At 24.8% G+C, this 14,656-nt stretch carries 15 protein-coding genes and 2 pseudogenes; 10 read left to right on the top strand and 7 right to left on the bottom strand.

Going from position 1 to position 14,656, the window contains the following annotated elements:
* Positions 1-22 precede the first annotated feature (22 nt).
* A pseudogene (locus tag AAHM82_RS03040) lies at positions 23-988 on the top strand (IS256 family transposase); the annotation flags it as partial.
* Positions 989-1,184: 196 nt separating this feature from the next.
* On the opposite strand, the gene AAHM82_RS13025 reads toward AAHM82_RS03040, so the two are convergent.
* Both AAHM82_RS13025 and AAHM82_RS13020 read right to left on the bottom strand, forming a co-directional pair.
* On the bottom strand, positions 1,185-1,577 hold the full coding sequence (locus AAHM82_RS13025) for a transposase family protein (protein WP_342264845.1): 393 nt from the start codon (positions 1,575-1,577) through the stop codon (positions 1,185-1,187).
* On the bottom strand, positions 1,574-2,014 hold the full coding sequence (locus AAHM82_RS13020) for a transposase family protein (protein WP_342263396.1): 441 nt from the start codon (positions 2,012-2,014) through the stop codon (positions 1,574-1,576). Before AAHM82_RS13020 ends, AAHM82_RS13025 begins: the two co-directional genes overlap by 4 nt.
* Before the next feature lie 124 nt (positions 2,015-2,138).
* Between AAHM82_RS13020 and AAHM82_RS03030 the strand changes: the two genes are divergently transcribed.
* Complete coding sequence (locus AAHM82_RS03030; RefSeq protein ID WP_342263342.1) at positions 2,139-3,098, top strand: IS1/IS1595 family N-terminal zinc-binding domain-containing protein; 960 nt, start codon at positions 2,139-2,141, stop codon at positions 3,096-3,098.
* A 100-nt stretch (positions 3,099-3,198) separates the two neighbouring features.
* Positions 3,199-3,465 (top strand): annotated as a pseudogene (locus tag AAHM82_RS13015) (transposase); the annotation flags it as partial.
* Positions 3,466-4,007: 542 nt separating this feature from the next.
* Here AAHM82_RS13015 and AAHM82_RS03025 read toward each other — a convergent pair.
* From AAHM82_RS03025 to AAHM82_RS03005, 5 genes are all read right to left on the bottom strand, one after another.
* Complete coding sequence (locus AAHM82_RS03025) at positions 4,008-4,589, bottom strand: hypothetical protein (protein WP_342264503.1); 582 nt, start codon at positions 4,587-4,589, stop codon at positions 4,008-4,010.
* A 171-nt stretch (positions 4,590-4,760) separates the two neighbouring features.
* Entirely contained in the window at positions 4,761-6,410 is a 1,650-nt protein-coding gene (locus AAHM82_RS03020) for an extracellular solute-binding protein (protein ID WP_342264502.1), read from the bottom strand.
* A 26-nt stretch (positions 6,411-6,436) separates the two neighbouring features.
* Positions 6,437-7,447 carry a carbohydrate ABC transporter permease gene (locus tag AAHM82_RS03015; RefSeq protein ID WP_342264501.1) on the bottom strand — a complete coding sequence of 337 codons (1,011 nt, stop codon included), beginning with the start codon at positions 7,445-7,447 and terminating at the stop codon, positions 6,437-6,439.
* A 12-nt stretch (positions 7,448-7,459) separates the two neighbouring features.
* Positions 7,460-8,428 carry a sugar ABC transporter permease gene (locus tag AAHM82_RS03010; RefSeq protein ID WP_342264500.1) on the bottom strand — a complete coding sequence of 323 codons (969 nt, stop codon included), beginning with the start codon at positions 8,426-8,428 and terminating at the stop codon, positions 7,460-7,462.
* The gene (locus AAHM82_RS03005; RefSeq protein ID WP_342264499.1) at positions 8,428-10,350 is read right to left on the bottom strand and encodes an ATP-binding cassette domain-containing protein; all 1,923 of its coding nucleotides are present in this window, start codon (positions 10,348-10,350) and stop codon (positions 8,428-8,430) included. The genes AAHM82_RS03010 and AAHM82_RS03005 overlap by 1 nt, the downstream gene beginning before the upstream one ends.
* Before the next feature lie 158 nt (positions 10,351-10,508).
* Between AAHM82_RS03005 and AAHM82_RS03000 the strand changes: the two genes are divergently transcribed.
* The 7 genes from AAHM82_RS03000 to AAHM82_RS02975 all read left to right on the top strand — a co-directional run bounded on the left by AAHM82_RS03000 (position 10,509) and on the right by AAHM82_RS02975 (position 14,495).
* On the top strand, positions 10,509-11,468 hold the full coding sequence (locus tag AAHM82_RS03000) for an IS1/IS1595 family N-terminal zinc-binding domain-containing protein (RefSeq protein ID WP_342264053.1): 960 nt from the start codon (positions 10,509-10,511) through the stop codon (positions 11,466-11,468).
* A gap of 357 nt (positions 11,469-11,825) precedes the next feature.
* Positions 11,826-12,149: an IS1/IS1595 family N-terminal zinc-binding domain-containing protein gene (locus AAHM82_RS02995; RefSeq protein ID WP_342263630.1), complete on the top strand. Its 324-nt coding sequence runs from the start codon at positions 11,826-11,828 to the stop codon at positions 12,147-12,149.
* Between the two features lie 48 nt (positions 12,150-12,197).
* Positions 12,198-12,533 carry a transposase family protein gene (locus tag AAHM82_RS02990; protein ID WP_342264266.1) on the top strand — a complete coding sequence of 112 codons (336 nt, stop codon included), beginning with the start codon at positions 12,198-12,200 and terminating at the stop codon, positions 12,531-12,533.
* A 65-nt stretch (positions 12,534-12,598) separates the two neighbouring features.
* Positions 12,599-12,934 (top strand): transposase family protein, encoded by a 336-nt coding sequence (locus AAHM82_RS02985; RefSeq protein WP_342264266.1) that lies wholly within the window; start codon positions 12,599-12,601, stop codon positions 12,932-12,934.
* A gap of 65 nt (positions 12,935-12,999) precedes the next feature.
* Positions 13,000-13,440 carry a transposase family protein gene (locus tag AAHM82_RS13010; RefSeq protein ID WP_342263396.1) on the top strand — a complete coding sequence of 147 codons (441 nt, stop codon included), beginning with the start codon at positions 13,000-13,002 and terminating at the stop codon, positions 13,438-13,440.
* Complete coding sequence (locus AAHM82_RS13005; protein WP_342264845.1) at positions 13,437-13,829, top strand: transposase family protein; 393 nt, start codon at positions 13,437-13,439, stop codon at positions 13,827-13,829. Before AAHM82_RS13010 ends, AAHM82_RS13005 begins: the two co-directional genes overlap by 4 nt.
* A gap of 483 nt (positions 13,830-14,312) precedes the next feature.
* A complete protein-coding gene (locus AAHM82_RS02975) occupies positions 14,313-14,495 on the top strand; it encodes a hypothetical protein (protein ID WP_215826389.1) in 183 nt (60 codons plus the stop codon).
* Positions 14,496-14,656 lie beyond the last annotated feature (161 nt).

Below are 14,656 nucleotides of genomic sequence, written 5' to 3'. Positions count from 1 at the left end.
ATATCAATACTTATCTATAAAATTAAAGAAAAAAGAACCTGATGCAATTGATAAAGTTGTTGATTATTTTTTAGAAAATATTGATAATCCACAAGATTTATTTAAAGGCAATACTATTTTTCAGGAATTTACCAAAAAATTAACTGAACGAATGTTAAATACGGAAATTAAAGATCATCTTGAAACTGATGAGAATCATAATAAAAGAAATGGCAACACACAAAAAACCATTATTACTAAAAATGGTTCAATCGCAATTGATGTACCAAGAGATCGAAATAGTACTTTTGAACCAGTAATTATTCCGAAAAGACAAAGAAGATTTGATAACTTTGATCAAAAAGTAATTTCTTTATATGCAAGAGGAATGACAATTTCTGATATCAAAGCACAATTGCAAGAATTCTATCACGGAGCAGAAATTTCAGAAAGTTTAATTAGTCAAATAACTGATGATGTTATTGAAGAAGTTAAAATGTGACAAACTAAACCTTTAGAGAAGATTTATCCGATTGTTTATTTTGATTGTATTGTTGTTAAAGTAAAGCAAGATAAACGAATAATAAATAAAGCAGTTTATCTTGCCTTAGGAATTAATTTAGATGGTTTAAAAGATATTTTAGGAATGTGAATTAGCGAGAATGAGGGAGCCAAATTTTGACTTAATAATCTTACGGAAATGAAAAATCGTGGCTTACAAGATATTCTTGTTGCTTGTAGGGATAATTTAACTGGAATGTCTGATGCAATAGAAGCTGTGTTCCCAAAAACACAGCACCAATTATGCATCGTTCATCAAATTCGTAATAGTTTAAAATTTGTCCCTTACAAAGAACGCAAACTTGTAGCTAATGATTTAAAATCAATTTATACAGCAATTAATGAAGAAATAGCGCTAGTTGCTTTAGATCATTTTTCAGAAAAATGAAATAAAAAGTATCCACAAATTACTAAATCATGAAAAAATAACTGAAATAATTTTTTAATTTTGTCGAAAACTCTTGATATTTATTAGACTTCTTGCAAAATTAATATGATAATTATAATTTTTAAATTTAAAATAAATATAAAAGTGTTATTAAAATAATTTTTAGATTATTTTTACAAATATTTTGTCATTAAAACATAATAAAAATTATTATTTACAATAAAAAAAGACTGAAATTTTAAATTATCAAATATATTTAAACTAATAGTTGTAAATTATAAATTGAAGCTATTAAATTAAATCTTAAAGCAAATCTTTTTCTACGATTTCGATATTTTTCACTAATAATTTTAAATTTTTTAAGTATAGCAAAAACATTTTCAATAACAATTCTCATTTTTGAAATTCGCTCATTATTTTGCTTTTCTTCTTTATTTAAAGGGTTTTTCTTTGATTTTCTTTTAGGAATTAAAACATTATGATTAATTTTTTGTATGCCTTGATAACCTAAATCCACTAAAACAGTTGTTTCTGGTAAAAATTTAATTTTTGAATCTTTTAAAATTTTAAAGTCATGGTTTTTACCATAAGAAAAATCAGAACTAATAATTTTTTTACTATCTTTTTCAATTATAACTTGTGTTTTTATTGTGTGTTTTTTCTTTTTTCCTGAGTAGTGCTGTTTTTGTCTTTTTTTGGGCGTTGGATTTGGCTTTCAGTTACATCAATTATAACAGTCTTATCTTTGAAATAATCTTTTAATAGTGATTTTTGACCAGTAAGTTGTTGAAAATTAGGGTGTTTTATTAAAGTGTCTTCAATTCATTTGATATTTCTATAACAACTACTTTCACTAATATCATAACTTTTTGCAATATGAAAATAAGTTCTATATTCTCTTCAATATTCTAAAGTCATTAAAATACGATTTTCTAATGATAATTTATTGGTTCTTCCGCGACGAAATCTCTTTTTTAATTCTTCTATTTTTAAAATTTCTAGCATTTTATTAAAAGTAGTATGTTTAATACCAGTTAATCTTAAAAAATTTTTATCACTTATTTGATTATTTTTTTTAAATTTCATTTAAATTCCACCTTTTTATTTAAAAACAACAATTCAATTATATTTTAAATTAATTTTGCAAGAAGTCTATTGAATATACTTAATTTTAGGTATATTTTTAATATGATAGAGGTGGATAATAATTATGGAAAAAATAATTCAAGAACTAGTAAATACTTTAACAGATGATCAATTTTTAGAATTTTATGAAAAAGTCAAACAACAAGCAGAATTAATAAAAAAACAAAAACGTTTAAATGAAATTGATCAAAAATTTAGAGCGCAAGGTATTAAATGCCCTAAATGTGAATCTTACCATTGCGTTAAAAATGGACATAATTCAGAAGGAAAACAAAAATATTTATGTAAAAATTGCCGTGCAAGTTTTGACGCTTTTCGTAATCATTTTATTTATTGAAGTCATTTAAATTATGAACAATGAAATTTATTGATTCAAATTTCATTGCTGGGGCAATCTAGTAAAACAATTTCTCGTTTTATTAAAACTACATTAAAAACTGCTTGATATAATCGTCAAAAATTAATGAAATCAAAACAATTAGAAAATACCCAATTAAAATTTAAAAAATTATCTGGTAAAATCCAAATCGATGAAACATTTATTAAAGAAATCCATAAAGGAAATTTCAAATATAAAACTGATCCACGAAGAATTCACCTTGACCCATTCGCAACTAATACTAAATGCTGTATTCAAATGGCAATTGATAATAATAACAATATTTATGTTAAATCCACAAACACCAAACGTTTACAAAAACAATGAGTTATTGAAAATATGAACAAAGAATTAATTAACGAAAATTCAATTATTACTTCTGATATGCAAAAATTATATTTTTTAGTAGCAAAACAAACAAATTCTACTTTATGTGTAACTAAAACAACAATTAATCCTGAAGCTAGTTATCGTAACTTAAATAAAATCAGTAAATTACAATCTAGTCTTAAAGAAGCCTTAATTCATTATCATGGTTTAGGTTTTACTAATATTCAAAATTATTTAAATCTCTGAAAATGAAAATACCAACATAAGGGTTTAACTCCAAACCAACAAACAGCGATATTATATTTTAATGTATAAAAAAGTTAAAGTAAAAATAGTAATTTTACATAAAAGCCTTTTAAAATTATCAAGTTGATGATTTTTTTATTTTATCAAGAGTTTTCGACAAAATTAAAAAAATAATTTAATAATTTTTCTTGAATATCCTCAAGAATTTAGAAGGATTATTTACATAACTAATGCGATTGAATCTGTTAATAGTCAACTAAGAAAAGTCATTAAGAATAAAAAGATTTTTCCTAATGACGCATCAGTTTTTAAAATATTTTATTTAGCATTTCAAAATATGGTTAAGAAATGAACGATGCCAATTCAAAATTGGGGTTGGGGTAATGCAATTTCACATTTAATGATAAAATTTGAGGACAGAGTGAATTTAAGTTAATTACTTAGAGACACAGTTAATTGTACAGTCCCGATAATAATATTAGTTATTTTAGAACTAACTGAAAAAGCAATTAGTTAGAGCACAAAAACACTCAAAGATTTTTATCATTTTAAATAGACCTTTCATTTTAATAAGTATTAATTTAATGACATTATTTGTCATTAATTGTTTTATTTAAAAAATCTTGTTGATTTGTTTGTTTTTTATCAATAATTTCATCAATTTCAATAAGTAAGTTTTTTACTTTTTCAAATTTTTCTGTTTCATTTTTAGTTTCTAAAATTTTCTCTTTTACAACTCCTAATGCCTCAATTTGACCATTTAAAATATCAAGTTGTTCAATTCATTAACGCTTGGGCAATCATCTCTGCGCTGCTATTACTATTTGACTGTCTATTAAAACCCTAATAGTATCCTCACGGTCAGCAAAGTTGCAAAGAAATTTTTTGATTCAGAGCATAAATATCTGCATCTACTTCTTGAAGTTTTATAGCAATAATTTTATCTTGAATAGAAATTAGCGAATTAGAATAGTTATTCTATACTGTAATTTGATTTTTAATAATTTTAATTCTAATGATGGCATTTTGCACATCACTTAAATTATTATTAGAATCAACATATTGATTTTGCAAGTGTTTAATTCATACATTACGAGATTCAATGTCTTGACTAAGTCGCGAATAAATTCTTCAATAATCAACATGCGTAAAATTAATAGCAAAATCACTAAATTCAAGTTGGAGCAATTCTAATGCTTCATTAGCAGTATTTAATTTATCAATTTGTTCTTTAATAAATTCAATATCTTCCTTTGCAACCCCATTCAAATGTTTTTTAATCTTATCTTCAAGAATTTTAATTGTTTTAGCAACAAGATTATATTTAACAATTCTTTCAGCAACAATATTTTTTTCATTTTTCATAATCGTTAATTGGGTTTGAATATTCTTTGCAATCATTCCTGAATACAATTGAATTTGCCTTTTATCGCGTTCACTATCATTTGCATAATTTTTATTTACTAACTTATTAGTAATATTACTAATATTTAACGCTGGTGTTATTGAAATTGATATTGCTGCTAATAAAGCTACTAATCCTTGTTTTGAATTGTTCATTTTTTACCATCCGTATATATTTTTATTAATTACTAACTTAATAAAATACTAGATTAATATAAAATAATAAATAGTTTAAGCTTATAACCCCCCTTAATTTTATTATAGCATACAGAAATTTAATAGAATGATGTTTTACTATATTTCAATTTAAAAAAAATATCTAAAACCTTATTGTTCAATAATAAATTCATTAATCCCATCATCTTTAGTTTGCCTTTTAAGAATATTTAAAAATTCTACCTTCGTTAATGGTCTTCCAGAATATGATGCATTGAATAAATCTTGATAAAAAATATTTAATGATTTTAATACCGTTTGACGAAATATTGCACCTCATTGCGTTAATGGTGGCGAGGCGGTTGTTATTTGCTTAGCATTCATCAATTCTCATACTTGCGCAATACCCTGTAAATAAGATTCTGATGGAGCATCATGTAATTTTTGACCATAAGAAAAACCAGTTTCATAAGAAGCTTTATTAATCGGCAAATATCCCGATTCAAAAGCATAAACTTCATTAGCTTCTTGTGATGTTACATATTTAATAAATGCTTCGGAAATTTTATCTTTAATCGGATCATTCATTTTAAACATGGCAATTCCTGGACCTTGTTGAATAGCATACTTACCACCAGTAGAAAATGGTAACGGTAATGCTCAAATATCCTCAGGTTTAAGTCGCTTTTTCTGCAACAAAAACTGAATTCCTGATGTTGAACCAATACCAACTAAAGCTTTAGATTGATTAAACAAAGTACTAGCAAATGTCCCCTGTGGTGATGTTGCTGTTGGTACTTTAACATGCAATCCTCTATTACGCTTAATATCATTAGACGTGCGATTAGCTAAATCTTTTAACTCTTGAAGACCACTTAAATATTTCTGCAATATTTCAAAAGATTTTCCTTTTAAGTTTAAAACAAATTCACCACGACTATTTTCACGATAAAGAAATTCATTAGATTTTGTTTCAGAATTTAATGCCTGATTATTAGCATATTGCGCATATAATCCATTAGGCAAATCATCCATCGCGACTGCATACACTTCATTAAGATTTTTTAAATTAGCTAAATTTTTTAATAAGTGACTAGTTACTTGCACTAAACTAAGATAACTACTTCAAGTAATAATTCCCGCTTTCATTGTTTCCAGAGAATTTCATTGTTTTAAAACACTAAGTTGAGCTTGAAATTTACTTCAATCAATACTTTTATTAACTTTTCATTGTCCATTCATTCCTTGATAATTACTTAAATTATCGCCAAGTGGTAATAACAAATTTGCTTGCGGGGTTAAACCATCAATTTTAGCAAATACTTCTAACAATAATTTCTTATTAATAAACATTAAATCTAATGACTTGCCAATCGGAACTGTATATTGTTTACCCTTATACATTGTTTCTTGTCAATAAGAATCAATAATGCTTGGTTTATCAATACAAGGACTAAGATCGGGAATCTTAACATCAACTAACTGTTCTTGTAAAGTTTTAGAGTATTTAACAACCTCATCAGCATAACTAGTAAACAAATTAGGTAACTTTCTCACACCATAATAACCTGCATTAACTTCCTTTTCAACACCATTATTTTGAACAAATTTTAATATTATTTTGCGATGATCAAATTCCGCGTTATTAACATTAACAGCATTAAAATTATTAATAACCTTTTCTAAAGCATTTCATTGAAATTGACCTTTTTTAAAATAAGTTGTCATAATGACATTTCGTTCGGAATGACTACAAGCAAAAGTTGTTAAAATCGCACCTAATCAAATTGTTGCTGTTAACATTACCTTAATTTTTTTCATTAATTGTTATTCCTTCCTAATAAATCCTAGCCCTTAGTTCCACTACTATCTTTTGTAATACTATTAATAATGCGTTTCTTAGTAAGTAAATATAAAACAATCATTGGCAAAATAGAAATAACAGCAGATGCCATTTTTAAATGTTGTGGATCTCTTAGCGTACTTGGATTATTAGGTCCTGGTTCTGTTACTTGAATTAATTCTCATAATAACATTGGTAAAGTTACTCATTTTGAATCAGTATCTAAAACTGTTACTGGTCATAATACTGCATTCCAACTAGCAATAAAAGATATTAATCCCGCTGTTCATAATACTGGTTGAACTAATGGCAACGCTACTTTTCAAAAAAATTTAAAAGTTGATAACCCATCAACCTTACTAGCACTAACAATTGATTTCGGAATCTCTTCAAATGCTTGGCGTAACATAAAAATTGTAAAAGCCGAAGCAATAAATGGAATTACTAATGCTTCTAAGGTATTATCTCATACAATCCGTAACATTAGCAAATACTGCCCAATCATAATCGCTTCTCCAGGAATCATTAATGTTGATAACAACAAAATAAATATTGCTTCGCGAAACTTTGTCCGATAATGTGCTAAAGCAAATCCCGCTAAAGCACAAATAAATAATTTCAATATTGTGGAAAGAAATGCTACTAAAAACGAATTAAATAAATACTTGCCAACATTAATTTGTGAATTTTCTAAAAGATATGTATACCACTTAAAAGTTCAAATTTCAGGTCATAATCCTTGTGGTTTTGTTGGATCTAAATCAGCATCAGTTTTAAATGAAGTAATAATCATTCAGTAAAATGGAAAAACAACAATAATAGCCATAACTAATAAAAATAAGAACCGAATTGCAATGCTAATTCATTTTTCTCAACCTTTATTTCCCGCCATTTGTTGTGTAAAATTGATTTTACGCACAACAGTTTGACGACTGACTCAAGTTTTAAATCATAAACCAATTTTATTGCAACGCATCTTTACCAATTCATTAATTTTTTTGCCAAAATTATTCATCAATAAAATCTCCTAACTATATTTTCTTGATAATTGTTTACTAATAATTCGCGTTACAATTGTAATTAATAAAATAATTATCATTAAGATTATTGAAGCTGCCGCAGCTTCATTGTAATTAGCATTCATTCGGCGTTGAAAAATTCAAAAAACAACTGTTTGAATCTGATAAGTAGATGCTTGAATATAATTAGCATATAATCCTAAAGGAAATATTTTAAAAGAATCAATTAATCCAATAGTAAATAAGTAAATTAACATCGGAATAACTAAAGGTACTGTTACTTTAAATAACTGTTTACTTTTACGCATCCCATCAATAGCAGCAGCTTGATAATATTGATTATTTATTTTTAATAACGCCGTTGTTAACATAATAATATTAAAAGGTAATGATTTTCATATTCCATAAATAATTAAAACTCAAATCGTATAATTAGCATCATTTAATCAAGGTCGTTTTTCCAAACCAAAAAGTGCAAATAAAGTATTCATTACTCCTTCAGGACTAAAAATAAAAGCAAAAGTCATAGCAACAGCTATCGCACTAGTAACATATGGCAAAAAGAAAATACCTTGCAAAAAATTAAAAATTCATTTTGACATAATGCTAGTTAATGACTTAGCAACTATTAATGAAATAATTAATGATAACGATACAACTACTGTTGAATAAATTAAAGAATTTTTTAAAGCGATTTGAAATTCACGATTTTTTCATACTAATTCAAAATGCTTTCATGAAAATTTAAAAGCAACTTCTGGTCCACCATTAACAGCTGTTCTAGCAACAATAAAAATGGCATAAAACATAAATATTCCTAATAATGCTAATGCTGGTGTTAACCAAATTAATGAAATAAGAGTACTATCGCTTTTTTGAGCATTATTAGGTTTTTTGTAATATCGTTTTAAATAATTAAAAAAATTTTGAGAATATTTTGTTTGTAAAGATTTTTTAATCGGTTTTTTACTAGTCATTAAATAACCTCCACTGTTAATTCAGTTTCTGGATCAAATAAAAAAATCGTCTTTTTAACAAAATTAATTTTTACCTTTTCACCATTTTCATAAAACTTATCTTCATCCATATCATAAACTGCTTTAACATATTCATTATTTCTAATCTTAATAGTTACAAAGGCACTCCGACCTAATTCTTCAAACAAAGAAATTTCACCAATTAAAGGTTCTTTATTAACAAATTTAGTATTTAAGGCATCACTATTTAATTTTAAATCTTCAGGACGAATCCCAATAGTAATATAACCAGGTTTAGCTTTTAGGGCTTTACCAATCTTAATTTCATCAATTCAAATATTATGTTGCTTATCAATTACGCCATTAAAAAAGTTCATTGCCGGATTACCAATAAATTGTGCAACAAATTTATTAACTGGTTGATTATAAACTTCATGTGGTGTTCCGACTTGTTGTAATACCCCTTGTTTCATAATATAAATATAATCAGATATTGACATTGCTTCTTCTTGATCATGAGTTACAAAAATTGCTGTCATTTGTGATTTTTGTTGAAAACGCCGAATTCACTCTCTTGTTGTTACTCGTAACTTGGCATCTAAATTAGATAACGGTTCATCTAACAATAAAATATCTGGAGCTTTAACAATGGCTCTTGCAATTGCTACTCTTTGCTGTTGACCACCAGATAAATTAGCAGGTCGTTTCTTTAATTGATTAGTAATTTCTACTTGCTGAGCAACAAGATTAACACTCTTATTAACTTCTTTTCTAAATGAAGTTAATTGTTGCTTTAATGCTTGTAATTCAGTATTTAACTGCTCAGCAGTTTTCATTGTTATTAATGCGGGTGACAACTGATAATATTCATTAACAATTGCTGTTAACTTTATTAACATCTCATCATAAGCTGTTAATAAATTATTACCAATTTTCTTTTGATACTTATCAAGTCCCTTTTGCTCTTCTTTATCTCATAATTGGCGATGTTTCTTAAAAAAACTCACATACTTACTATGACTCAAACTATATTGTAAAGCATCATCTTTTTTTTTTTGTTGTTTAAAATTTTTAACTAATTCATTATATGATTTTTGATGATCTTTCATTACCATTTTTAAAGCATTTAACTTACTTTTAGCAGGATTTAAATAATTATATTTCATTTGCAGTAAAAACTTATTAATTGCAAAATCAATTTCCCGAGTTTTAAAATTCTTATTTGTTGCTTTAAAACTACTTAAATTATTATTAATAGTTATTTTTAACTGTGAAATATTACGATAAATTAAATTTAAAAAATCACAATATTTAATATGAACCGCTAATCTTGACTGGTCATATCACTGACTATGAATCCGATTACGAAATGTTTCTAAATGCTTTTCATTATAAATTATTGCTGCTTCACGCTTATGAAATTTAAAAATATCTGCTAAATAATTAACAATCATTTCATTAACTAACTTATCATAAGTTTCTAAATACTCCGAAAGTAATATTGCAATCTGATCTTTAAATTCTTGTTTTGTAACATTTAAACCACTATCTTGCAAATCTTTAATTAATAACCGAATATTAGTATTACTGTTGCTAACAGTGCGTTTAAATTTTTTATCTTGATATAAAGGCAAAGCAATATTTTTAAAAACATTTAAATGCGGATATAAAGCATAATTTTGGAATATTAAACCAATATTACGATTTTGTGGTGACCGTTTGGTTACATCTTTGCCATTAAAAATAATTTGTCCCTGACTAACTTGCAATAATCCCGCAATCGCATAAAGCGTTGTTGATTTTCCACAACCAGACGGTCCTAACAAAGTAACTAATTGTCCTGTTTTCACATGCATATTAAAATTATTGACCGCTAATGTTTCACCATAATCAATACTAATATTTTTTAAAATAACACCCATTTAAAACTCCCTGAAATATTAATTTCCATAAGCAATTATATTAGAAAACACTAATTTTTAAAAGGATTTATTTTTTTAATTTTGTCGAAAACTCTTGATATTTATTGAATATACTTAATTTTAGGTATATTTTAATATGATAGAGGTGGATAATAATTATGGAAAAAATAATTCAAGAACTAGTAAATACTTTAACAGATGATCAATTTTTAGAATTTTATGAAAAAGTCAAACAACAAGCAGAATTAATAAAAAAACAAAAACGTTTAAATGAAATTGATCAAAAATTTAGAGCGCACGGTATTAAATGCCCTAAATGTGAATCTTACCATTGCGTTAAAAATGGACATAATTCAGAAGGAAAACAAAAATATTTATGTAAAAATTGCCGTGCAAGTTTTGACGCTTTTCGTAATCATTTTATTTATTGAAGTCATTTAAATTATGAACAATGAAATTTATTGATTCAAATTTCATTGCTGGGGCAATCTAGTAAAACAATTTCTCGTTTTATTAAAACTACATTAAAAACTGCTTGATATAATCGTCAAAAATTAATGAAATCAAAACAATTAGAAAATACCCAATTAAAATTTAAAAAATTATCTGGTAAAATCCAAATCGATGAAACATTCATTAAAGAAATCCATAAAGGAAATTTCAAATATAAAACTGATCCACGAAGAATTCACCTTGACCCATTCGCAACTAATACTAAATGCTGTATTCAAATGGCAATTGATAATAATAACAATATTTATGTTAAATCCACAAACACCAAACGTTTACAAAAACAATGAGTTATTGAAAATATGAACAAAGAATTAATTAACGAAAATTCAATTATTACTTCTGATATGCAAAAATTATATTTTTTAGTAGCAAAACAAACAAATTCTACTTTATGTGTAACTAAAACAACAATTAATCCTGAAGCTAGTTATCGTAACTTAAATAAAATCAGTAAATTACAATCTAGTCTTAAAGAAGCCTTAATTCATTATCATGGTTTAGGTTTTACTAATATTCAAAATTATTTAAATCTCTGAAAATGAAAATACCAACATAAGGGTTTAACTCCAAACCAACAAACAGCGGTATTATATTTTAATGTATAAAAAAGTTAAAGTAAAAATAGTAATTTTACATAAAAGCCTTTTAAAATTATCAAGTTGATGATTTTTTTTATTTTATCAAGAGTTTTCGACAAAATTAAAAATTTATTTTAATTTGGTCGCGTTTAGTTTTCTTAGGTATTGCTTTGAAGAAGTAAAACAATCAGCTAATTATATTATTTAATTACTAAACCGACCCCGCCTTTCTTGTTATTGTCATTTTTATTCATTACCATTTTATCATATTATTAAATTTTTACACAATGAAAAATGGTTTTAATTTTGTCGAAAACTCTTGATATTTATTGAATATACTTAATTTTAGGTATATTTTTAATATGATAGAGGTGGATAATAATTATGGAAAAAATAATTCAAGAACTAGTAAATACTTTAACAGATGATCAATTTTTAGAATTTTATGAAAAAGTCAAACAACAAGCAGAATTAATAAAAAAACAAAAACGTTTAAATGAAATTGATCAAAAATTTAGAGCGCACGGTATTAAATGCCCTAAATGTGAATCTTACCATTGCGTTAAAAATGGACATAATTCAGAAGGAAAACAAAAATATTTATGTAAAAATTGCCGTGCAAGTTTTGACGCTTTTCGTAATCATTTTATTTATTGAAGTCATTTAAATTATGAACAATGAAATTTATTAGACTTCTTGCAAAATTAATTTAAAATATAATTGAATTGTTGTTTTTAATAAAAAGGTGGAATTTAAATGAAATTTAAAAAAAATAATCAAATAAGTGATAAAAATTTTTTAAGATTAACTGGTATTAAACATACTACTTTTAATAAAATGCTAGAAATTTTAAAAATAGAAGAATTAAAAAAGAGATTTCGTCGCGGAAGAACCAATAAATTATCATTAGAAAATCGTATTTTAATGACTTTAGAATATTGAAGAGAATATAGAACTTATTTTCATATTGCAAAAAGTTATGATATTAGTGAAAGTAGTTGTTATAGAAATATCAAATGAATTGAAGACACTTTAATAAAACACCCTAATTTTCAACAACTTACTGGTCAAAAATCACTATTAAAAGATTAGACTTCTTGCAAAATTAATTTAAAATATAATTGAATTGTTGTTTTTAATAAAAAGGTGGAATTTAAATGAAATTTAAAAAAAATAATCAAATAAGTGATAAAAATTTTTTAAGATTAACTGGTATTAAACATACTACTTTTAATAAAATGCTAGAAATTTTAAAAATAGAAGAATTAAAAAAGAGATTTCGTCGCGGAAGAACCAATAAATTATCATTAGAAAATCGTATTTTAATGACTTTAGAATATTGAAGAGAATATAGAACTTATTTTCATATTGCAAAAAGTTATGATATTAGTGAAAGTAGTTGTTATAGAAATATCAAATGAATTGAAGACACTTTAATAAAACACCCTAATTTTCAACAACTTACTGGTCAAAAATCACTATTAAAAGATTAGACTTCTTGCAAAATTAATTTAAAATATAATTGAATTGTTGTTTTTAATAAAAAGGTGGAATTTAAATGAAATTTAAAAAAAATAATCAAATAAGTGATAAAAATTTTTTAAGATTAACTGGTATTAAACATACTACTTTTAATAAAATGCTAGAAATTTTAAAAATAGAAGAATTAAAAAAGAGATTTCGTCGCGGAAGAACCAATAAATTATCATTAGAAAATCGTATTTTAATGACTTTAGAATATTGAAGAGAATATAGAACTTATTTTCATATTGCAAAAAGTTATGATATTAGTGAAAGTAGTTGTTATAGAAATATCAAATGAATTGAAGACACTTTAATAAAACACCCTAATTTTCAACAACTTACTGGTCAAAAATCACTATTAAAAGATTATTTCAAAGATAAGACTGTTATAATTGATGTAACTGAAAGCCAAATCCAACGCCCAAAAAAAGACAAAAACAGCACTACTCAGGAAAAAAGAAAAAACACACAATAAAAACACAAGTTATAATTGAAAAAGATAGTAAAAAAATTATTAGTTCTGATTTTTCTTATGGTAAAAACCATGACTTTAAAATTTTAAAAGATTCAAAAATTAAATTTTTACCAGAAACAACTGTTTTAGTGGATTTAGGTTATCAAGGCATACAAAAAATTAATCATAATGTTTTAATTCCTAAAAGAAAATCAAAGAAAAACCCTTTAAATAAAGAAGAAAAGCAAAATAATGAGCGAATTTCAAAAATGAGAATTGTTATTGAAAATGTTTTTGCTATACTTAAAAAATTTAAAATTATTAGTGAAAAATATCGAAATCGTAGAAAAAGATTTGCTTTAAGATTTAATTTAATAGCTTCAATTTATAATTTACAACTATTAGTTTAAATATATTTGATAATTTAAAATTTCAGTCTTTTTTTATTGTAAATAATAATTTTTATTATGTTTTAATGACAAAATATTTGTAAAAATAATCTAAAAATTATTTTAATAACACTTTTATATTTATTTTAAATTTAAAAATTATAATTATCATATTAATTTTGCAAGAAGTCTAATATTATTTTTGAAAATCGCAAAGTAACACTAAATAGTTGAATTAAATTATATAAGGATGGAAATCATCAAGAATTAATCAAAAACATTCGCAATGTTGCTAAAAATGAATTAAATAAAGATATTAAAACAAATTTAAGGAAGGCTAGTAATTATTTCAGTAATAATAAGCAAGGTATTCATAATCAAAATTTAGAATGAAATATCGATTGTAGCATTGAAAGTGATGTATCGCATTTAGTAAAACAACAATTAGGATATGGAGCAAAAATATATAATCATAAGAATTTAAATAACTTATTACATTTAAGAATGGCAAATTTAAACAAATTAAATGTATTGCATTACATTAATGAAAATATTAATTCAGAAATAGAAATCAGAAAAGAAATATATAAAAATTCATTATGAAATAAATATAATAATAAAAATGATGATAGTTGAATTAATTATAAAGGTAATGCTGTAACAAATAAATATAATAGATTTAAGTAAGTAAAAATATTAGTTAAAATTTAATAAAATTAATAATTTTTCATTGTGTAAAAATTCAATAATATGATAAAATGGCAATAACAAGAAAGGCAGGGTTAGTTTAGTAATTAAATAATAATTTAGCTGATTGTTTTACTTCTTCAAAGCAATACCTAAGAAAA

The organism is Spiroplasma endosymbiont of Clivina fossor (genome assembly GCF_964031115.1).
In the GTDB taxonomy this organism is placed as follows: domain Bacteria; phylum Bacillota_I; class Bacilli_A; order Mycoplasmatales; family Nriv7; genus Nriv7.
The sequence above is the reverse complement of the archived record's forward strand: the minus strand, read 5'-3'. Positions and strand labels throughout refer to the sequence as shown.